The following is a 21,000-nucleotide window of genomic DNA, read 5'->3' as shown; positions in this document are numbered from 1 at the left end:
GGACCTTTCACGAGTACAGGCTCGCAACCGCCTCGCGGAACGCGAGCGTGTGCCGCTCGACGTCGGCGGACGTGGTGTCGGGGCACATGAGCGCCATGTTGTGGAACGGCGTGATGAGAATGCCGCGGTTGAGTGCGTGCAGGTGCAGGTACTGCTGCAGTTCGAAGTCGTCCGCGTCGGCCGCCTCCGTGCCGTCCCTGGGCGGGGTGGCGCGAAAACTGTACTCGGCTCGCGCGCCGAGTTGCGTGACCTGCCACGGCACCCCGAACTCGTCGAGGGCCGCCTGCACTCCCGCGGTCCACTCGGTCGCGCGCTCGATCATCGCGGGGTAGACCTCGGCGGTCAGCACCTCGCCGAGGGTGGCACGGATTCCGGCCATCGAGGCCGCGTTGCCGGCCAGGGTGCCGCCGACTCCCCCGACATCGATGTCTTCGAGCTCAAGGCTGGACCGCACGCGAGCCGCGAACTCCTCGGTCATGCCGTGGGCACCGGCCGGGATGCCACCGCCGATCGTTTTGCCGACGACCACGGCATCCGGTCGCAGGTTGTCACGCTGCGTCATGCCGCCCGGCCCCGCACAGAGCGTGTGCGTCTCGTCGATGATCAGGATCGTGCCGGTCTCGTCGCAGAGCGCACGGAGCGCGTCGTGCCAGCCGGGGGCCGGAAGCACGATGCCGATGTTGGTCATGGCGGGCTCGATGAGCACCGCTGCGACGTCGAGCTCGCGCAGCGCGCGCTCGAGCGCCGGAACGTCATTGAACGGGACGACCACCGTCGTGGCGGCGGGTGGAACGGGTGGGCCGATGTTGCCGCGGCGTTCGACGACCGCGCCGGTCTCGTCGAGGGTCGCGAAGGCCTCGTCGACGGAGCCGTGGTAACAGTGGTCGATCACGAGGATCTTCGGGCGCTCCGTCACGTGCCGCGCGTAGCGGATCAGGCTGCGGTTGGCGTCGGTCGCGGAGAGCGAGAACTGCCAGGACGGCAGCCCGAAGCGGTCGGCGAGAAGTCCGGCCGCGATCGCTGCGTCGGCCGTGGGCAGCATGTAGGTCGAGCCGCGGCCGAGCTGCTCGGCGATCGCCGCGACGGACGCGGGCGGCGCGTGACCGCACATGGCACCGGTGTCGCCGAGGCACAGGTCGACGTGATCCAAGCCGTCGACGCAGGAGAAGTGGGCTCCGCGGGCGTCATCCACATAAACCGGCCAGGGACCGGGCCACTTGGCCATCCAGAGCATGGGCACCCCGTCGGGCATCGACGGGAGGGCCGCACGCCACAACGCCTCGGACCGCGGTCGCGCGGCGCGGTACAACTCGACCTCGCTCGCCCAGAGCGCGGTGAGCCGCTCTCTGTTCTCGTAGCCCATCAGCCCTGCAGCGCGAGCCGCTTGCGGCGGGCCGCGGCGCTCAGCTGCGAGACGACAACGAAGATGATCGCGATGAAGAACACCGCGGAGGCGATCACGTTGGCCTCGGCCGGAATGCCGCGAGCGGCCGCCGTGTAGACGAACTTCGGGAACGTCACGTACGCGCCCGAGTTGAAGTTCGTGATGATGAAGTCGTCGAAGCTGAGCGCGAAACTGAGCAGTGCAGCGGCGATGATGCCGGGCATCAGCAGCGGCAGCGTGACCCGCACGAAGACCTGGCTGGGCGAGGCGTACAGGTCGCGACCGGCCTCCTCGAGCGCCGGGTCGAGGCTCGCAACGCGCGCTCGCACCGTGACGACGACGAAGCTGATGCAGAACATCGTGTGCGCGAGGATGACGGTGAGCGCGCCCTTCTGCACCCCCGCGGTCAGGAACTCGGCGGCGAGGCCCGCTCCGAGCACAACCTCGGGCGTCGCCATCGGCAGGAACAGCAGCAGGCTCGTGGCGTTGCGGAACGGGAACCGGAAGCGCACGAGGGCGATCGCGATCATCGTGCCGAGCACGGTCGCGAGCACGGTCGCGGAGAGACCGACGACGATGCTGTTGCCGAACGCCTCGCACACGCCCTGCGCGTCGCAGATGCCGAGCCAGTTGTCGAGGGTGAACCCGCGCCAGGCGATGTTCGAGCGGCGGGAGTCGTTGAACGAGAACGCAATCGTGTACGCGATCGGGATGAGCAGGAACACGAACGCGATGGTGCTGTAGATCCACAGCGCGTACTTGCCGAACCAGCGGGTGACCGGTGCCATCAGATCAGCTCCTCTGTTCCGCTGCGCTTCACGTAGATCGCGACGAGCACGAGGATCGTCGCCATCAGCACGATCGAGAGTGCGGCGGCCGCCGGATAGTTCTGCAGCACAAGGAAGTTCGCCTCGATCACGTTTCCGATCATGGGCGTCTCGGTACTGCCGAGGAAGTCCCGGCTGGCGTTGACGTAGTCGCCGGCGGCCGGGATAAAGGTGAGCAGCATGCCCGAGATCACACCGGGCGCCGAGAGCGGGAGCGTGATCGCGAAGAACGTGCGGGCGGGGCTGGCGTAGAGGTCGTTGCCGGCTTCCACGTAGCGCAGGTCGAGCTTCTCGAGACTCGTGTAGATCGGCAGCGTCATGAACGGGATGAAGTTGTAGGTGAGTCCGAAGATCACGGCGATCGGCTCACCGGTGATGTGGGCATCCGGAGCCATCAGCGACACGGCTTTGAGGCTCGTCACGAAGAAGCCGTCGTCGGAGAGGATCTGCTTCCAGGCCAGCGTGCGCAGCAGGAAGCTGATGAAGAACGGCGCGATCACGAGTGTCAGGGCCAGCGCCTGCATCAGCGGGAACGGCCGCAGCTTGACGCCGATGAAGTAGGCGAGCGGGTAGCTGAACAGCAGGGCCGCGATCGTCGCTATCGCCGCGTAACTGAACGAGCGCACGATGTGCTCGCCGTACTGGGTGATGACCGTCGTGTAGTTCTCCCAGCGGAACGCGGTCTCGTACGCGCCGATGTCGCCGGTGAGCGACGGCTGCTGCAGCGAGGTGAGGATCAGTGAGAACAGCGGCGCCAGGAAGAACAGCGCGAGGTAGAGGATTCCGGGCAGCAGCAGGAACAGCGCAACGGGGCTGCGGCGGCGAACCGCAGGCTCGACCGGTACGGCCGAGGTCGCTGTCGAACCGAAGGCTCCGAATGCCACGCTACGCGCCTTCCAGTTCCGCCTCGAGCTTCTCGCGCTTCTGAGTCGCGAGAGCCTGGGTGTCGGTGTCTTCGACGAAGCGCGCGCCATCGGCCGGGTCGTCGGCTAGGCCAAAACCGTGGTCGGTGGTCCAGGTCAGCCAGACCTCGGCGCCGGCGGTGACGACCGGACCGAAGACCATGTTCTGCGCGAAGACGACGAGCGAGCCGAGGCCGGGAACGGATACCTGGTACTGCGTGCTCACCCCGCTGAACGAGACGTCGGTGACGCGACCGGGACCGACGATGTTACTGCCGGCCTTCGCCTTGGGCGCCGACGTGTGCAGCATGAGTTTCTCGGGGCGCACGCCGATCGTCACCTCGCCGGCGTGACGCTGCGCTCGCTCGCGCGGCACCTCGATCTTGCGGCCCGCGATGTCGACGATCATGGATGACGCACTCGTCGAGGTCACGTGTCCGGTGAAGAGGTTCGACTGGCCGAGAAAATTGGCGACGAAGGCCGTCTTCGGCAGCTCGTACAACTCCTCGGGGGCACCCATCTGCTCGATGCGGCCCTTGTTCATCACCGCGACGGTGTCGGCCATGGTCATGGCCTCCTCCTGGTCGTGCGTGACATGCAGGAAGGTGAGTCCGACATCCTGCTGGATGTCCTTGAGCTCGAGCTGCATCTGGCGACGGAGCTTGAGGTCGAGGGCGCCGAGCGGCTCGTCGAGCAGCAGCAGGGCGGGTCGGTTCACCACGGCGCGCGCGAGTGCAACCCGCTGCTGCTGCCCGCCGGACAGCTGCTGCGGCTTGCGCTGCGCGAGGTGGTCGAGCTCGACGAGCTTGAGAGCCTCGTGTGCCCTCGGGATGGCGTCCGAGATCCTGCGACGCTTGAGGCCGAAGGCCACGTTCTCGAGGATGGTCATGTGCGGGAAGAGCGCGTAGCTCTGGAATACCGTGTTGACGGGGCGCTTGTACGACTTGGTGTGGGTGACGTCCTTGCCTCCGATGAGGATGCGCCCCTCGGACGCATCCTCGAGGCCGGCGACAAGCCGAAGCGTCGTCGTCTTGCCGCAGCCGGACGGGCCGAGCAGGGCGAAGAAGGAGCCCGCCGGAATGGTCAGGTTGAGGTCCTCGATGGCGGTGAAGCCGGGGAAACGCTTGCTGATTCCCACGAGTTCGAGGTCTGCGCCGGCCTCGGCGAAACTGCCTTGCGTCACTGTTCGTACTCCTTATCGCCGGCGCTACGCGCCGAGCAGAACGCCCTGGAACTGGGCCTGGAAGTCGTTCTCCTCAGCGCCGGTGAGCGTGCGGAACATCTTCACGGTCGAGAGGGTCTCCTCGTTGGGGAAGATGAGCTGGTTCTCGGCGAGTTCTGGGTCGATCGCCTCCGCGGCCTCCCTGGCTCCCTCAACCGGCGTGATGTAGTTGACCCACGCGGCGACCTCTGCGGCGACCTCTGGCTCGTAGTAGTAGTTCATGAGCTTTTCGGCGTTCGCCTTGCGCGGGGATCCGATCGGTACAACGAAGTTGTCGTTCCAGATGGTGCCGCCGGCGTCGGGGATCACGAAGCCGAACTTGTCGCCGGCCTCACCGTTGACGAGGGTCACGTCGCCCGACCAGACGATCGCGGCGATGGTGTCGCCGTTGGCGAGGTCGTCGACGTAGGAGTTGCCCTTGACGTTGCGGATCTGGCCGCTCTCGACCTGCTCGCGGAACACGTCGATCGCCTTCGTGAAGTCTGCGGCGGTGAAATCACCGGAGATGTCGATGCCCTCCTGCAGCATGATGAGGCCCATCGTGTCGCGCATCTCGGAGAGCACGCCGACTTTGCCCTTGAGCTCGGGCGCCCACAGGTCGCTCACGCTCTTGAGGCCGTTCGGCAGCTTCTCCTTGTTCCAACACAAGCCCGCGAAGCCACCCTGCCACGGCAGCGAGTTGGCACGGCCCGGGTCGAAGTCCGGGTCCTGCAGGCTCGGGCTCAGGTTGGCCAGGTTCGGGATGTTGGCGTGGTCGAGCTCCTGCGTGTAGCCGAGTCGGATCAGGCGCGAGACCATCCAGTCGGTGAGGCACACGGTGTCGGCACCGATGTCCTGGCCGAGGGCGAGCTGGTCGCGCACCTTCGCGTAGTAAGAGTTGTTGTCGTCGACGTCGACGTTGTAGGTGACCTTGATGCCCGACTCCTGCTCGAAGCGCATCAGCGTCGGGTAGTTCTTGTCGTCGTCCTCGTCCATGTAGCCGGGCCAGTTCGACCACTTGAGCGTCTTGTCGGTGGCCGAGTTGTCCTTCGCGGGCTTCGGGGCCTCGGTGGTGGGAGCACACGCGGCGAGGGCGAGCGCTGCGGCAAGACCACCGGATCCGGCGAGCATCGTGCGGCGGGACACCTGGGCCTTGCGGGCCTGCAGAACGAGGCTACGAATCAGCGGGTCTTCGGGAAGTGCACGGCTCATTGTGGGCTCCTCAACGATCAATTCGCGGCCCTCGGGCCTCGACGTGGCTAGGTGTTGATCGATACTTGCACACGGAGGGGCGGCCGCACGAGAAAAACCGAGCAAAACGACGACCCTGTAACAAGAATGTCACGAAATCGGCACAAGAACGCCGCTTAATTGTGCGGAATCCGTGGTGTCGCGCCGCTACGCTGAGAGCCATGAAGGTCGCCGTTCCGAAAGAGATCAAGAACAACGAATTCCGCGTCGCCATCACCCCCGCGGGGGTGCATGACCTCGTGGCCCACGGGCACGAAGTACTCGTCGAGACGGGTGCGGGACTCGGGTCATCCATCAGCGATGCGGCCTATGTCGAGGCCGGTGCCACCATCTCGCCGGACGCCGCGAGCACCTGGGCCGCCGCCGACATGCTGCTCAAGGTCAAGGAGCCGATCGCCGCGGAGTACGGCTACCTGCGCGACGACCTACTGCTCTTCACCTACCTGCATCTTGCTGCGGAAGCGGAACTCACGGCCGCCCTCATCTCGTCCCGCGTGACGGGTATCGCCTATGAGACGGTGCAGCTGCCGAACCGCGCGCTGCCGCTGCTCGCCCCGATGAGCGAGGTGGCCGGACGGCTCGCCCCGATCGTCGGCGCCAACGCGATGCTCAAGCCCTACGGCGGCCCCGGCCTCCTCGTGCCCGGGGTTCCCGGAACCTATCCCGCAAAGATCGTGGTTCTGGGCGGCGGCGTCGCCGGCACCAACGCGGTCTCCGTGGCCGTCGGCCTCGGCGCGGATGTAGTAGTGCTCGACACCAACCTGCAGCGCTTGCGCGAACTGGACGCCCTGTACGCGGGACGGGTGCGCACGGTGGCCTCGAACGGCTTCGAGATCGAGCGCGCCTGCCTCGACGCGGACATGGTGATCGGCTCGGTGCTGGTTCCCGGCGCCAAGGCACCCAAGCTTGTGAGCAACGAACTTGTGTCGCGCATGAAGCCAGGCAGCGTTCTCGTCGACATCGCGGTGGACCAGGGCGGCTGTTTCGCCGATTCCCGGCCGACAACCCACGCGGATCCGACGTTCACGGTGCACGGCTCGCTGTTTTATTGCGTGGCCAACATGCCGGGCGCCGTGCCCAATACCTCGACCTACGCGCTCACGAATGCGACCATGCCGTACGTGCGCGCGCTTGCCAACCAAGGCTGGAAGGCGGCCCTGCGAGCGGATGCGGCTCTCGCCCTCGGACTCAACACCCATGCCGGGCAGGTCGTCAACGAGGCTGTTGCGGTGGCGCACGGGCTCGAGCACGTGTCGCTCGCGAACGTGCTCGCCTAAATACCCAGTTCTGCACGTCGCACGCTCCCTTCGGGGGTGAGCAGCCAGAGCTGCGCTGTGCCGGTTCGCAGGGGCGGCGGCAGCTCCCGCTCGCGGGTGAGCGACCGGTAGTCGGCGAGACTGCAGCCGTCGAACAGGATCGGCACCCGCCCGCGCAGAGTCGAGATCGCACCCCAGTGTGACTGCCAGGTCTCGGAATCCGCGAGGAGCACCCGCCGCTCGCCCGCGCCGACCGTAAGCCCTGTCGTCTGTCCAGGGTTGAGCGCAGAACCGTCTCGCGTGATCGATCCGGGGTCGACTCCGGCGGCTACCAGCCGGCGGGCCGTATCGTCGGGTCGCGCGGCGACCACCGCGAACATGGGATGTTCGGCGGGATCGAAGCGCTGGATCCGCTCCCGGGCATCCGGTTCCCTCGGCTCGCCCATCGCCACCTGCACCCGGTGTCCCTGCCAGAGTCCGGCGCCGGGTGGCAGCCGATCGCGATAGGTCTCACCGGTGCCGCCTGCAAGCACGTGTTCCTGCCGGTCGGGCAGTCTCAACAGCAGTCGGGAGCCGGCCAGCGCCGCGACGGATCCGAGCGATCCGGTGGTCCGCTGCAGCGCAATCGCGATCCGGATGCCGGAGGCCGACCCCTCCCGCAGCAGCGCGCACAGCCTGTCGACCAACTCGGCGCGGTGATCCTCTCCGAGTCGGGCGAGAAGCGCGTCGAGGTCGTCGATGAGCAGAGTGGTGGGCGCAGATCCTCCGAGGCGTGCTTGTTCGTCGCGGCGCAGGTGCTCGACGTCGCGCGCCCGCACGCCGCCGCGCGCCTGTTCGAGGAGGGTCGTCACCGCATCCCAGGCGGCTTCGGCCGACCCCGCCGACAGCCGCACGGCGCCCGTCGCTCCACTCGCGATCGTGTCGAGGGCGGTGCTTCGCCCGGAAGCCGCCGCCCCGATCACGAGCAGGTGGCCGTGGTCGGGGGCGTTCCACCGCGCGACGGGTTGCGCCTGCTCCGCGGGATGGTCGGCGAGCCCGAACGGGATTCCCGGCCCGGTCACCGGCCCCGGAACGGTCGCCGACTCCAGCCCCTTCGCCGTTTCCGGCCCCGACTCCGTCTCGGGTTCCGCCAGTGACCGCAGCTCGCGCAGGGCGATCCGCGCGGGGAGCGGATTACGCCAGGGACGCCTCGGCCGCCAGTCGCGGGAACGCCAGGCGGCGAGCACGGAGTCCACGTCTGCGGGTGTAGCGAGGGCGAGCTGCACCGCGACCGGCTTCTCGCCGTGGGCCGAGAGCAGGGCGCGCCCGCGGGCGGCGGCGGGGACGAGCGCCGCGTCATCCACACCGATGACGGCAGCGCTGTCGGACCGGTTGTTCACCCGCAGGGAAATGCGCAGGCCGCTGTTGGCGAGGATGGCGTCGCGCACCACACCCGATGGCCGTTGCGTGCACAGGATCAGGTGGATGCCGAGCGAGCGTCCGCGTGCCGCCAGGTCGGAGAACAGGGCATTCAGGTGCGGGTGGCCCTGCGCGACAGCCGCGTACTCGTCGACGACGATGACCAGGCGAGGCAGCTCGGGGAGCTGCTCGATCGAGCGCACGCCTGCCTCGGCGAGGGTGCGCTCCCGGTAGCGCAGCTCCGCCGCGAGGCTCTCGAGGGCGCGCTCGGCGGTGTCGTCGTCGAGGTCGGTCACCAGCCCGACGCAGTGCGGCAGCGCGGACAGCGCACCGAAAGCAGCGCCTCCCTTGAAGTCGACGAGCAACAGTGTCAGCTGATCGGGTGAGCGGGTGTCCGCGAGAGCGAGCAACCAGCTGATGAGCAACTCGCTCTTTCCGCTGCCGGTAGTGCCGCCGACAATCGCGTGCGGTCCGTCGCGCACCAGATCGACCACGACGGGACCGTCGTTGCCCCTGCCGATGGCCGCGGCGAGCCCTGTTGTGGGCTGTATGAGTTCGTCGAGGGCGACCCGGTCGGGAATCTGCACCGCGGATCGCAGCAGCCCGCGCTCGGCGGCCAGCCGGGCGAGCTCCGCCGCACGAGCGCGGGCCTCCTCGGCCGAGAACCGCTCCGGATTCCCGATCGCCTCGCCCGCCAGATCGACGATCGTCGCGAGCCCACCGGGCAGCTCCCTCCGCTCGCGCCCCAGGGAGACAGTGATCACCCGCTCGGCCGACAGCCAGCGCAACACGGCGCCCTCAGCCGCAGTAGCTCCGTGCTGAACCTCGTGCGGCAGAGCTTCGAGCCACGACCAGCCGCCACCCCGTGCCTCCAGCCGCCACTCGGCCGGTGAGAGCCGCGCGGCAAGTTGCAGCAGCAATGAGCGGGCGAGGGCGACCGCGGCCAGCTGCGGCCCCACCACCCCGATGCCGCCAAGGGCATCCGCGACCACCGGCGCGTCGGCGAGCTCGACGCTCGAGCGACGAAGCTGTTCAAGCTGCAGCGCCTCCGCCGAGGGCGACCGGCTCGCGGGCGGTACCCCCTCGAGCCGCACCGGACTCGACACAACGCCCGAGCCCAGTCGTAGCGGCAGCGGCCCGTCGCCCAGCTCAGTCCAGCGCGGCGCGGGCGGTTCGCGAGGGTGCTCCGCTTCTCGTTGAGCGCGCTCAACCCCGTGCGCCCGCTCAACCTCGGCCCGCGCGGACTCGAGTTCGCGACGGAAACGGGCGCCCTCACGCCCGCGTCTTCGGCGGGACTGGAGCCGGGCATCGAGCAGGCTGCCGATGGCGATCATCGGACCGAGCGCGGCGAACACGAGTGACAGCACCGACTGCGTGAGCCACCAGGCGACCCCGCTGAGCGCGACCGGCGCCAGCGTCGCGACGAGTGGGAACGTGTATGGCGCGCTCGTCTCAGGCAGGGTCGGTGCCGGGATACGCGGCGGGCTCTCGAAGGTCATCTCCCCAGACAACAGCACGTGATCGAGGCGCGGTGAGACGGAATAGCGATCGGTGCATAGCCGGCCGATCGGTCACACCCTGAGGGAGAAGTCAGCTCACGATGAAGAACTGGTCACCGATGTCGACCCGAGCGCCGCGCGGCACCAGGTATCGCTTGCCGGCATCGCAGCGCACCTGCGGCGCGTCCGGCTGGCGGATGCTCGTGCCGTTGCCCGAGTGCCGGTCGTTGACCCAGAAGTTGCCGTCGTCCTGCCCGAATTCGAGGTGCGTCTTCGAAACCGACTTGCTGGGGTCGACGATCGGAATGCGCAGGTCGAAGTACTCGCCCGGCTCCGGCGCCGGATTGCGCCCGATGATGCCCGTGCCGACGACGGTCACCGACTCCCCCGTGCTGAATTGCAGGATGAACCGGGCCATCGGTTCCGGCGTCGGCTCGGCGAAGGGCGGCTCGGGTTCGGGTTGCGCGGCGGCGGGCGCGTCTACAGCCGGCGCTTCGAAAGCGGGCGCTTCGACAGGCTCAGCGACCGAGGCGACCGAAGCGACCGAGACGGCCGAGGCCACCTTCGCCACCGGCGGTCGCGCCACCGCGGTGCGAGCCGTCGAGACAGCGCGACCGCACACTCCGCAGAGCATGGCACCCTGCGGTAGCTCTGTGCCGCAATACCTGCACGTCACTCGAACAGCCCCTAGCGTTTGAACAGCCTGCTGACACTATATCCACCGAGTGATCGCGTCGAGATGGCCGCCTTGAGCCGCTGCCAGCGCGTCGCGCCCGTGTCGAGCGACGCGTTCAGCTCGACGACCGCACGCCAGACCTTGTCGGCGTCCTCCACGGCGACGTCTGCGGGGGCGAAGACGGCACGGTCGGTGACGGCCGCGAGGACCGCGGCCTTGCCTCCGCCGACCTTCGCCGCGACCTCGCGTCGGGTGGCGGTCGGCGCCGGTTCGAATCCGTGGTCGAGCACTGCGTCGCGATACTCGTCCCAGCCACCGCGGATGCGGGCCAGCGCGGTCGGCGCGCGACGACGCGCGCGACGCCTGCGCGACTTGGCCGCGAGAATCGCGAGGAAGGGCGAGATCAGCACAGCGATTGCGAGCAGGACCCAGCCGAGGATGCGGGCCACGGTGAGCAGGATGACGACCCACTCCTCGAGTTCCTCCTGCTCCTCCTGGGTGCTGTCGAGGGGGGTCTCGTCGGGTGCGGCGACATCGTCGGGGGTCTGAGGCGGTGTCGCCTGCTGCGGCCGGGATACCACGGTCGGCTCTTCGGGCAGCTCTTCGGGGATCTCGCGCACGGGTGGCGTCGGGTCGAGCGTCACCCATCCGTAGCGCTCGGTGTCGACCTCGATCCAGGCGGAGACGTCTTCGCCGCGCACGGCCACCGGACCGTCGCCCGCAGCCCCGGTGGGAACGAAGCCGAAGACGACGCGCGCCGGGAAGCCGAGCTGGCGCGCCATCAGCGCCGCGGTGACGGCGTACTGCTCGGCGTCGCCGATCATCCGCTGGTCGGTGAGTAGCTGGGTGACGCGGTCGGCGGAGTGGCCGGAACGACTCGGAGGGTCCTCCTCGTTGATGCCGTGGCTGATGTATCCGTTGAGTCGAAGGCCGTCGAGCATGGCGACGAGCCGTCGGCCCGCACCCTCCACGCCCGTCGTGTACTCCGACAGCACGAGTTCGAGTTCGGCGGGCAGCACCCCGAGGCTCGGCAGGTTGGTGGACCCCGGAGTGAGGTCGCCGAGCTGCGATTCGGCCGGCTGATCGGGCACTACGGCGCGGAGCTGGTAGCCGTCGCCGGGCTCGAGTCCACCGACTATCGCGCCGGTTCCGCCGTTGTCGTTGTAGTAGAACGAGTCGCGCAAACGTGTCGTCTCGTCGCCGGTGAACTCGACGCTCTCGAGTTTGCCGAGGGTGGGCATCCAGACACCGCCGTAGCCGACGATCTCGACACCGAGGTCGACCTCGTCGCCGGCCACAGCGGACTGGTCGAAGCGCTGCGGCACACGGGTGAACGATCCGGAGTCGCTGTTGACCTCCTCGCTACCGACCGAGTAGACCACGCCGTCGTAGGTGTCGAGGGTCGCGATGCGCACGCGGCCGTCGAGCGGAAGTCCGGTCACGGTGAACAGCACCTCGTTGTCAGTGGGCTGCTGCAGGTAGCGACGGAAACCGGATAGCGGGGAGGGGTAGTCGCGCGGGTCGAAGGGCTGCTCGATGGTGGTGCGCAGCACGGTCCTGCGCCCCTCCGGCGGCACGAGTACGGCGGCGGCCGCAGCCGCACCGCCGGCGATCGCGAGAATCAGAACGGCACTGATCACCGTGCGCAGGCCGAAGATGCGATGGTCGGATGCAACGGCTCGCGCCTGGCCGGTGCCTCCCGCTCCGCCGGAACTCGCACCGGCGAGCTGGTCGATCGCCACTCGTCGGCGGTACCAACGGCGCCACATGAGCCAGAGCAGGCACACCACGACGAGCGTGAGCGTGATGAGGAGCGGCCTCGTGGTGTAGTCGGGGCCGAAGGCGATGCCGAACACGAAGACGAGCAGCGGTGCGAGCACGGCAAGGTCGCCTCGGCGGGAACGCAGGGCGAGGCTGAGTCCGAGTACCGTCGAGAAGAGCACAAGCGTGAAGACGGGAACCAGCAGCGCCTGGTAGGTGCCGACCGGCAGGGTGATGGTGAGCAGTTGCTTCCAACCGAGTGCGACGCCCACAAACAGCTGCCGCAGTCCTTCGATGCTCGGCAGCACACCGAACGCCGCCTCCTGCGGTACGGCGAGCGGCACCCCGAGTACCGTGAACATTGCGATGGACGACAGCAGAACGGTCGCCGACGACCAGCCGAAGCGGGCGCCGGCGATGGCGATCACGGAGCCGGCGAGGATGCTCGCGACAAGAAGCACGATGAGCGACTCGCTCTGGTAGATCGGCCAGACCAGGAGACTCGCGATGGCGAGGGTGGTCCAGAGCAGCAGCGTGTTGACCAGCACGAAGACGGTGGTCGGTCGGGTCGCGGTCGTCATCCTGCCGTCGCCTTTGCCAGAGAACGGGTGAGGTCGCCGAGGTAGCCGATCGTGAGCACGCTGAGACCGGCGACGCGTCGAAGTTCGGGCAGGGCGCCGGGGTCGCAGACGACGGCGATGACCTCGACACCGACCGGGAACCGGGTCGAGGCAGCGCGCAGCTCGGTCGGAGTCGGCCCGGACCCGCAGACCAGGAACGCCAGCGAGACACCGGCCGCCTGTGCGCCGGCAACGCGCGCGATGTCGACGGTGGCAAGGGCCGTCTCGGCCTTCTCGACCACGGCGAGTTCGTCGAGCAGCCGACTTCGGCTGAGCGTGGAGAGCGCGCGCACCGCGAACACCTTGCGCTTGGCGAACTCGGGGGTGCGCTCGCCGACCACGATCGACAGGTCGCGCACGTCGCGGATCGCGCGTGCACCGAGCGAGCCGGCAACGCTCACGGCCAGCTCGAACTCCTCGTCGCTCGCGTAGTCGACCGCCGCGAGGCTGAGCGCGATGATGAGGTGGCTGCGGCGCGTCTGCTCGAACTGGCGCACCATGGGCGTGCCGGTCTTCGCCGTCGATTTCCAGTGGATGTAGCGGCGCTCGTCCCCGCGCTGGTACTCGCGCAGCGCGTGGAACGACACGTCGCTGTTGGTCAGCTCCTTGGTCGGGCTGCCCTCGAGGTCGCGCACGAGGCCCGTGCTGAGGCTCGGGATGCCGATCGTGCGCGGATGGATGTAGAGCTCGACCGGTTCAGTCCAGACGTATTCGCGGCGCACAAGACCGATCGGGTCTGCACGCACGGTGCGCACGGGTCCGACGCGCACGGTTCCCCGCCGGGTCGCCGGGATCGAGAAGCGCTGCTCCGACTCGGCGCCGCGCGCGAGGCCAGGAACGGCGAGGTCGACGAGACCGGAGCCGACCGGGACTTCGACTGTCACACCGAGTGTGCGCGCTCGTCCGGGATTACGCACCACGACGATTCCCTCGGCGGACTCCCCCACCGTCACCCTCGGGTGCACGAGGCGCAGGTCGATGTCCACCGTCGTGCGCCCGACGAGGTACACGCCGGCGACGATCAGCAGCACGACTCCCGCCCAGCCGGCGATCACGAACTCGAGCCAGGCCAGCGAGTAGCCCACAACAAGCAGGATCGGCACGAGCACGAGGATCGACCAGCCGAGCGGCGTGACCACCGATGCCACCCGGGCTCCCGCCGTGCGGAACGCCCCGCCGAGAGCCGTGCCGAGGCGCGCGAGAGCGACCACCGTGTCGGCCCAGAAGCCGGTGCGATTGCCGACGATGCGGGTTCGGGTGTTGGTGAGACCCTCGGTGGCCGTCGGGAAGTGGGTGTCGGTTCGCAGCGTCACACGGCTTGCCGATCGCTCGGCGGGGGCGTCTCGATGAGGATCTGGCTGAGGATACTTGACGCGGTGACGCCGTCGAACTCGGCCTCGGGGTCGAGGACGAGTCGGTGCGCGAGCACCGGTTCGGCGAGCGTCTTGACGTCATCCGGAATCACGTAGTGGCGACCGGCAGCCGCGGCGAAGGTCTTGGCGGCGCGCACGAGTGCGAGGGCACCGCGCACGCTGGCCCCGAGGCGCACCTCGCCGGCGGAACGGGTCGCGTCGACGAGGCGCGAGACGTAGTCGTTGACCGACGGGTCGACGTGCACGAGGCGTGCGACGCGGGCCATCTCGATCACGACGTCCGCCTCGACGATCGAGGGGACCACCGTGTCGTGGGCGCGGGTTCCCGCACCCTCGAGAATCCGCAGCGTGGAGGCGTGGTCGGGGTAGCCGATCGACGCCTTCATGAGGAACCGGTCAAGCTGCGCCTCGGGCAGCCGGTAGGTGCCGGCCTGCTCGATCGGGTTCTGGGTCGCGATGACCATAAACGGCACGCCCACGCTGTGGGTGACGCCGTCGACAGTGACCTGGCCCTCTTCCATGACTTCGAGCAGGGCCGACTGGGTCTTGGGGCTCGCGCGGTTGATCTCGTCGGCGAGCACGATGTTCGCGAAAACCGGTCCCTCGTGGTACTCGAATCCGCCGGCCTTCTGGTCGTAGATGCTGACGCCGGTGATGTCGCCGGGCAGCAGATCCGGAGTGAACTGGATGCGACTGCTCGTGCCCTTGACGCTCTGGGCCATGGCGCGCGCGAACGAGGTCTTGCCGGTGCCCGGGTAATCCTCGAGCAGCAGGTGGCCCTCGCTGAGCAAGGCGGTGAACCCGAGACGGATGACGAAGGTCTTGCCGAGAAGCACGGTGTCAACATTGGCGACGAGCCTGCCGAAGATCTCGGCGAACCACGCAGCCTGCTCGGGCGTCATTGACGAGTCGTCGGGCGTGGTGGTCTCCACCGGGTTCTTGCTGTTGCTGCTCGTGGTCATCCGCACTGCCTGGCCTCTCCTGCTTCGGGATTCTGGTCGACGTAAGTATTGCCGTTCACCGTGACGGCAGCTTCCGCCCTGGCAGCGGTGGCCCCAGAGGGCACATTATCGGACGACTGGTAGGTGAAGGGCGACCAGACCTGGACGATGAGGTCGAAACGGTAGGAGAAGCGGTAGCCGTAGGAGGCCGGGCCGGCATTGATCGGCTCCTGCGCGACGGGCGGGATGCCGACGACGCAGCTTGCGACAGAGGCACGCGTGTTGACCGGTATCAGCGTCGCCGCCACCTCCGAGGGACCGCAATAGTTCTCGGTCTGGTCGCGGCACGCCCTGTACGCGACCGTCGTACTTACCGCGTAGTGCGAGGCGTCACCGAGGCTCGTAAGCCACTGGCCACCCGACACATCGCTCCACGCCCCGGAGCCGTCGAGCTGGAACTGGTACTTCGCGACGATGCCGGAGGCCTGGAAGGCGTTGCCCGCGCGGATGTCGTACTGGCCGTCGCCGCTCCACGCCACTGTCGCTGATCCGGAGGCGGCACCGGGAGGGCGCTTGCTCTCGGTCGGCCCGGTGGTGCTGGCGGTGCAGTAGGTACCGTTGTCGGCGTACACGATGTACGTGTAGGTGGCACCGTCCTCGGTGTTGGTGTCGATCCAGCCGGAGGTCACCGCGCCCGGGCCGCTGCCGTTCGACTCGTGCGGCTTGTCGGGACCGCTGGTGCAGCTCGGAGTCGCGATGGTGCCCGTGGCGCGACCGACCGTGTAGCTGACCGTTCCGGCGCCGTTCGGGTCGCTTGCCGACCAGGTCACCCGGATCTCGCCGTTGGAGTTCGCCGAGTTGATGGCCGCCTGCGGTGCGGGGCTGCCCGGGATCGGCGGTCCGATGGTCGTGACGGTGCGGGTGGTGCGACGCCAGTCGGAGACGGACAGGACCTGGGCGCTGTTGCGCGCGTAGACCGAGACCGTGTAGCTCGTGTTGTTGCTCAGCTGGCCGCCCGCGGTCGTGACGAAAGGAGAGGTCGCCGTCGAGCTGTAAGTGACGCCCGGTCCCTTGATTTCTACGGTGTACCCGACGACCGGTGTTCCCAGCGCGGGGTCGGGCACGTCCGACCAGTCGACAGTGATCGACCCGCCGTTCGGTGCGTCGCTCGCCGCGCTCGACTGCGCCGTCACCGTCGCGGGTGCCGCGGGACGGTAGTCGACCGTGTAGGCGTCACTGAGCGGGCTCGGCGCACTGTCTCCGATCGCGTTCGTGGCGATGACCGAGAATCGGTATTCGGCACCGACCGTGAGACCGGTCAGGCTGCAGATGAGGGTCGTTCCGCAGTCGTGGCTGTAGCTGCCCTGGCTGGTGCTGACCACGCGGTAGGACGTGACGGGGGCGTTGTTCGGCTGCGGTGGGGTGATGCGCAGCTTGAGCTCGCCGCCGACGAACACGTCGGCCTGGCGGGTGGGACGCACGGGCGCATCGGGCACGTCCTGTACCGAGATGGTCACGGTGCCCCAGACGTAGCGATCGGGATCGCGTGTCGCGTCGGCCACCTGGTACTGGAAGCTGGTGTCGATCGGCTCGGCCGCGTCGCTGATCGTGATCGTGACCCGGCGCTTGTCTGCGCTCGCACTCACCGAGATGCCGGGCGGAAGCGACGAGCCCTCGATGCCCGCGACGTCGACGACGCGCAACGGCCTGCCCGGGAACGGGTTGGTGGCCTCGTCGTTGGCGAGCACGTCGATCACCGTCGTCTGGCCGCGTCGCGTGATGGCGTTGTCGGGCACGAGGCTCGCGAGCGGACGCGTCGACGGCACCACGCGCAACTCGATGCGACCGGCCTTGCCCGCGGTCACGGCATCCTGAACACCGAGGCTTATCGCGGAGGAGCTGCCCTTGACCGCCTCCTCGTTGGCGCGGATGCTGAGCAGCTGCCCCTCGAGGTCCCAGGTGAAGCCGACGGGAGCGGGGTCGAGCACCGTGTACACGAGCTCGTCGAGGTCGTCGGCGGCGTAGTTGGTGAGTTCGGTGAGGTCGAGCACCTTCTGCTGGCCCGGCTCGAAGTCGATGAGCGCGCCGTTGAACTCGGGCGGCTGGTTGTCGCGCGCCTCGACCCGGATCGGCAGAACGAGGTTCGCCTTGCGACCCTCGGGGTCGCTCGCGCTGGTGCCGTCGGTCACCTCGAACGAGATGGACGCCTGGCCGAAGTACAGGTCGGCAGAGGTGAAGCGCAGGGTGTCGGCGTCGACCACAAGAGAGGAGCCGTCCGCGTGCGTCGCACGCACCGTGCTGGAGTCGGTGAGTCGCACCTTCCGGCCGCCGACCGCGATGACGTAGTCGTTGAGGTCGATGTCGACGCTCTCCTCGCTGTTCACCACGATCGAACCGGCGCGGCGGTCCAGTTGCGGCAGGGCGTCGTTGAAGCCCGGCACCCAGATGAAGGCGTATGAGCGGATGGACGGATCGTCGGGGTGGGCGACCGCGAACGGGATGATCTGGCGGGTATCTCCGATCGTCACCCTGATCTTCTTGTCCCCGAGCACTTCGGCGGACTGGCCGTAGCCGGAGAGCACCGAGAGGCCGAGATCCCGCGAATCGCCGTCGGCGAAGAACACGTTCTGCAGCACGTCGACGTCGATCGTGTCGCGGTCGAGCACGTCGGAGAGGGTGAGCACGGCGTCGCGCGCGACGGGATAGGAGAGCGGCGCATCCTCGTCGACGATGACGCGGATGAAGGCCGAGCTCGTGCCGCCCAGCGAGTTTTGGATCGTGTACTGCAGCCCGTACTCCCCCTCCGTCTCGGGCGAGACGACGTCGACGATCGTGCCGTCGATGATCGTCGCCGTGGTGTCGTCGGTGTTGGGCTCGACGCTCACGACGCTGAGCGGGCTCCCGTCGGGGTCGGAGTCGTTGAGAAGCACCTGCACAGAGACCGTCGAACCGGGGCGCACGCGCACTTCGTCCTCGATGGCGACGGGGTTGCGGGCACCGTCGAGACGCGGGCTTATTCCGACCCGCACCGTGCCGGTCGCGCGCGCTCCGAGCGCATCCATCACGGTGTAGGTGAAGGTGTCGGTTCCCGCGGAATAGTTGCCGGCCTCGTAGACGATGACGCCCGATTCGACCCGGATGACCCCACCCTTCTCCGGGTTGGTCTCCTGTCCGAGCAACTGCACGGAGTCGCCGTCCGGATCGATCCCGTCGAGTGGAACGTCGATCTGCACGCGCTCCCCCGCAAGCACCCGCGCCGTCACCGTGGCGGGCACCGGTGGATGATTCGTCTCGAGGTTGGGCTCCCGCACCTCGATGCGCACCTGGGCCTGAGCGGTCTGTCCGAGCGGCCCGAGAATCTGGTACTGCGCTGTGAAGTCACCGGTGTGGTCGGGCGCGAGATAGCGCAGCGAGTTGCCCGAGGCGAAGAGCAGACCGGAGTCGTCGCCGAGCTCGCCCACGAGCACAGGGTCGAGACGGATCGACTCGCCGTCGGGGTGCTCGTCGTTGGCCATCACGTCGATGGTGATAGCGTCGCCGACCCGAACGGTGGCCGTGTCATCCCGGGCAATAGGCGGTTGCAGCTTGTCGGGCCGCGCAATCTCGATCACCGTGATCGTGCCCTCGGCGTCAGCGAGGCCGTTGCTCACGCGATAGCCGAACACAACGGACCCGGCGAGCGGCCTGGTGAGACTCACCCGCACCGAACGCTGCTCGAGCACCTCGGCGCGCACTCCCGCGCCGGCCGGAAGATCGAGCACACCCGTCACGAGTAGCACGCCCCCTGAGGGGTCGATGTCGGTGGCCGCCACGTCGACGATGCGGCTGCTCAGCGAGGTGACGAAGACGGTCTTGGGGATGGTGATGGGTGCGGTGTTGGTTCCGGGCGGCGCGGAGACATCAACGCGAACCAGGCCGGTCGCCGTCGTCTCGTCATCGGTCACCACGTACTCGAGGTAGTACGTGCGCACTTGGTCGCTCTCGAAGCGGAAGCTGCCCGTCTCGTAGCTCGGCGTGATGGTCACACCCGGCTGGGACTGCACCGCGTTCAGTCGCACCGGTCCGCTGCCGCCGCGCACGTGGTCGAGGGGTGCGATGGTGAGTTCCTGGCCCGCGTAGGCAAGCACAACGAACGGGTCGGCGACGATCGGTACCGCGCCCCTGTCGCGAACGGTGATTGCGAGGATGCCCGTGCCGTTCGCCACCCCGTCAGACACGATCAGCGCGACCGACCTCGTCCCGCCTCCTGCCCCCGATTCGGTGAAGATGACCGTTCCCTCGGGTTTGTGACTCACCACGTCGCCGCCACCGCCTGTTGCGGCGGCGAGGTAGAACGGGTCACCGTCGGGATCCACCCAGTCGCCGAGCACCGAGGTCGTGACGCGCCCGCCTGCCTCGACCACCGTTCGCGTGGTGCGCACCTGCTTCGGCGCGGCATTCTCGCCGGTCGAGCGCACGTCGACGCTCACGTTCGCCGTCGCCGTGCCGCCGCGTCCGTCGGTGATCGAGTAGGTGAAGGCGATGGTGCCGCGCGCATCGGCGGCGAGGGTCAGCTGCAGCTGCTGGTTGGAGTCGATGACGTCGATGCGCCCGACGGCGGGGTCGATGGACGACACGGTCGATACGACGACCACGTCACCGTTCGGGTCGTAGTCGTTGAGCAGCACGGGGAGCAGGCTCGTGCGGCCTGGACGCGCACCGAATTCGTCGTCGACGGCAACAGGCGGCAGTTGGTTCTTCTCGGTCTCGGGAGGGGTGTTCTCATCGTTCTCCTCGACCTCCTCCTGGTCCTCCTCGACCGCGATGAGGTCATCCCAGTTGTCGATGAGCTGGCCGTCGTCGCTGACGGCCCAGGACTCCCCGCTCGAGCGGTCGTTGAGCACAACGCGCGACTGGTTCACCTGGAAGGACAGCGCAGCGCCGGGAGCCACCGACTCGAGGCTCAGCAGGCTTCCGCCGGGCACGGCATCGGAGCAGTCCCGCCAGGCCGAGCCGCCCGACCACGCGGCGTAGGCGCAGCCACCCACGACGACGGGCGCCGCCGCGGTGCCGCCACCCGAATCGACGGCCAGCTGTGCCTCGCCCGAATCCAGCGCGACCCGGATGACGCCGCCCGAGAACCCGACCAGCACGCTGTCGCCGGTCACGGCGGGCTCCTGCAGCACGAGTCCGGATCCGCCGTCGACGAGGGCGTCGAGCGAGACCAGCCGCCCGCCGAGGTCGAGACGGCGGGTCGTTGCGTCGAGAACGGCCCAGGTGGAGCCCACGGAGGTGATGCTCGACTGTCCGGCCGCGGTCTTGAGCACCGTCTCGCTCGTCTCGTCGAGGGTCTGCGTCTGTGAAGCGTCGACGCGGTAGACCTTGCCCGCGGTCGACGAGAACCCGAACAGCATTCCGGCGGAGTTGACACTCACCACGGTGTCGGCGCCGAGGTTGAGAGCGGGCTCGCGTTCAGCGTCGAAACTCGCGAGATCCGCGCGCGGCAGGATCCACAGCTCGCCCGTGCCCTGCGAGTAGATAACGACGTTGCCACCGGCGAGGAATACGTCGGGCTGGTTGGGCGGAAGCGGCACGCTCTCGACCACCTCGGAGGTCGCGGGGTCGATGATGTCGAGGGTCGCGTCACTGCGGTCGACCAGCAGGATGGTCGACCCCTCCTGCACGAGGTCGAGGTCGTTCCCCTCGCTCGCGACGACTGTGTCGAGTTCGAGCACCGCGGTGTTCGCGCGTCCGACAAAGCTCTGGTCGCCGTTCGCGACCCAGACGGAAGCGTCGTTCAGGTCGGTGCGCTGGGCCGTGTAGCCCCCCGAGGTGATGGCGAGAGTCGCCACGAGGGCAGCGACGAGCGTCGCGCTCGTCGTGGTGACGGCAAGCGACCGGTGTCCCGACAACCAGCTTCTAAAGCCCACGG

General features: G+C 68.4%; 12 protein-coding genes. 1 reads left to right on the top strand and 11 read right to left on the bottom strand.

Translation table 11 applies throughout. The features are described from left to right. Nucleotides 1-7: 7 nt before the first annotated feature. From EYE40_RS02455 to EYE40_RS02435, 5 genes are read right to left on the bottom strand one after another with little or no spacing between them, the layout of a single operon-like run. Nucleotides 8-1,363, bottom strand: a complete 1,356-nt coding sequence (locus tag EYE40_RS02455; protein WP_130980457.1) for a transaminase — start codon at nucleotides 1,361-1,363, stop codon at nucleotides 8-10. Next, nucleotides 1,363-2,172 (bottom strand): ABC transporter permease, encoded by an 810-nt coding sequence (locus tag EYE40_RS02450; protein WP_130980456.1) that lies wholly within the window; start codon nucleotides 2,170-2,172, stop codon nucleotides 1,363-1,365. Before EYE40_RS02450 ends, EYE40_RS02455 begins: the two co-directional genes overlap by 1 nt. Next, complete coding sequence (locus EYE40_RS02445) at nucleotides 2,172-3,095, bottom strand: ABC transporter permease (protein ID WP_240034682.1); 924 nt, start codon at nucleotides 3,093-3,095, stop codon at nucleotides 2,172-2,174. Before EYE40_RS02445 ends, EYE40_RS02450 begins: the two co-directional genes overlap by 1 nt. 1 nt (nucleotide 3,096) lies before the next feature. Continuing rightward, a complete protein-coding gene (locus tag EYE40_RS02440) occupies nucleotides 3,097-4,296 on the bottom strand; it encodes an ABC transporter ATP-binding protein (protein ID WP_130980454.1) in 1,200 nt (399 codons plus the stop codon). A 24-nt stretch (nucleotides 4,297-4,320) separates the two neighbouring features. Next, nucleotides 4,321-5,526 carry an ABC transporter substrate-binding protein gene (locus tag EYE40_RS02435; protein ID WP_130980453.1) on the bottom strand — a complete coding sequence of 402 codons (1,206 nt, stop codon included), beginning with the start codon at nucleotides 5,524-5,526 and terminating at the stop codon, nucleotides 4,321-4,323. Between the two features lie 200 nt (nucleotides 5,527-5,726). Here EYE40_RS02435 and ald point away from each other — a divergent pair, with 200 nt between their 5' ends. Beyond that, nucleotides 5,727-6,842 (top strand): alanine dehydrogenase, encoded by a 1,116-nt coding sequence (ald, locus tag EYE40_RS02430; RefSeq protein WP_130980452.1) that lies wholly within the window; start codon nucleotides 5,727-5,729, stop codon nucleotides 6,840-6,842. Here ald and EYE40_RS02425 read toward each other — a convergent pair. The 6 genes from EYE40_RS02425 to EYE40_RS02400 form a co-directional block, all read right to left on the bottom strand. Then, entirely contained in the window at nucleotides 6,839-9,718 is a 2,880-nt protein-coding gene (locus EYE40_RS02425; protein WP_130980451.1) for an FtsK/SpoIIIE domain-containing protein, read from the bottom strand. The two genes, ald and EYE40_RS02425, sit on opposite strands and share 4 nt — an antisense overlap. Nucleotides 9,719-9,809: 91 nt before the next feature. Then, a complete protein-coding gene (locus EYE40_RS02420) occupies nucleotides 9,810-10,352 on the bottom strand; it encodes an FHA domain-containing protein (RefSeq protein ID WP_130980450.1) in 543 nt (180 codons plus the stop codon). A 53-nt stretch (nucleotides 10,353-10,405) separates the two neighbouring features. Continuing rightward, nucleotides 10,406-12,736 (bottom strand): transglutaminase-like domain-containing protein, encoded by a 2,331-nt coding sequence (locus EYE40_RS02415; protein WP_130980449.1) that lies wholly within the window; start codon nucleotides 12,734-12,736, stop codon nucleotides 10,406-10,408. Then, nucleotides 12,733-14,088: a DUF58 domain-containing protein gene (locus EYE40_RS02410; RefSeq protein ID WP_240034681.1), complete on the bottom strand. Its 1,356-nt coding sequence runs from the start codon at nucleotides 14,086-14,088 to the stop codon at nucleotides 12,733-12,735. Before EYE40_RS02410 ends, EYE40_RS02415 begins: the two co-directional genes overlap by 4 nt. Further along, entirely contained in the window at nucleotides 14,085-15,110 is a 1,026-nt protein-coding gene (locus EYE40_RS02405; RefSeq protein WP_130980448.1) for an AAA family ATPase, read from the bottom strand. The genes EYE40_RS02410 and EYE40_RS02405 overlap by 4 nt, the downstream gene beginning before the upstream one ends. Then, nucleotides 15,107-20,998 carry an Ig-like domain-containing protein gene (locus tag EYE40_RS02400; protein ID WP_130980447.1) on the bottom strand — a complete coding sequence of 1,964 codons (5,892 nt, stop codon included), beginning with the start codon at nucleotides 20,996-20,998 and terminating at the stop codon, nucleotides 15,107-15,109. Before EYE40_RS02400 ends, EYE40_RS02405 begins: the two co-directional genes overlap by 4 nt. Between the last annotated feature and the right edge of the window lie 2 nt (nucleotides 20,999-21,000).

This window comes from Glaciihabitans arcticus (assembly GCF_004310685.1).
GTDB lineage: Bacteria > Actinomycetota > Actinomycetes > Actinomycetales > Microbacteriaceae > Conyzicola > Conyzicola arctica.
The sequence above is the reverse complement of the archived record's forward strand: the minus strand, read 5'-3'. Positions and strand labels throughout refer to the sequence as shown.

What these genes read in the sequence shown, in the direction of transcription:
- EYE40_RS02455 (WP_130980457.1), bottom strand. Translation starts at nt 1,363, where the DNA reads ATGGGCTACGAGAACAGAGAGCGGCTCACCGCGCTCTGGGCGAGCGAG.
- EYE40_RS02425 (WP_130980451.1), bottom strand. Translation starts at nt 9,718, where the DNA reads ATGACCTTCGAGAGCCCGCCGCGTATCCCGGCACCGACCCTGCCTGAG.
- ald (WP_130980452.1), top strand. Translation starts at nt 5,727, where the DNA reads ATGAAGGTCGCCGTTCCGAAAGAGATCAAGAACAACGAATTCCGCGTC.
- EYE40_RS02450 (WP_130980456.1), bottom strand. Translation starts at nt 2,172, where the DNA reads ATGGCACCGGTCACCCGCTGGTTCGGCAAGTACGCGCTGTGGATCTAC.
- EYE40_RS02405 (WP_130980448.1), bottom strand. Translation starts at nt 15,110, where the DNA reads ATGACCACGAGCAGCAACAGCAAGAACCCGGTGGAGACCACCACGCCC.
- EYE40_RS02415 (WP_130980449.1), bottom strand. Translation starts at nt 12,736, where the DNA reads ATGACGACCGCGACCCGACCGACCACCGTCTTCGTGCTGGTCAACACG.
- EYE40_RS02420 (WP_130980450.1), bottom strand. Translation starts at nt 10,352, where the DNA reads ATGCTCTGCGGAGTGTGCGGTCGCGCTGTCTCGACGGCTCGCACCGCG.
- EYE40_RS02435 (WP_130980453.1), bottom strand. Translation starts at nt 5,526, where the DNA reads ATGAGCCGTGCACTTCCCGAAGACCCGCTGATTCGTAGCCTCGTTCTG.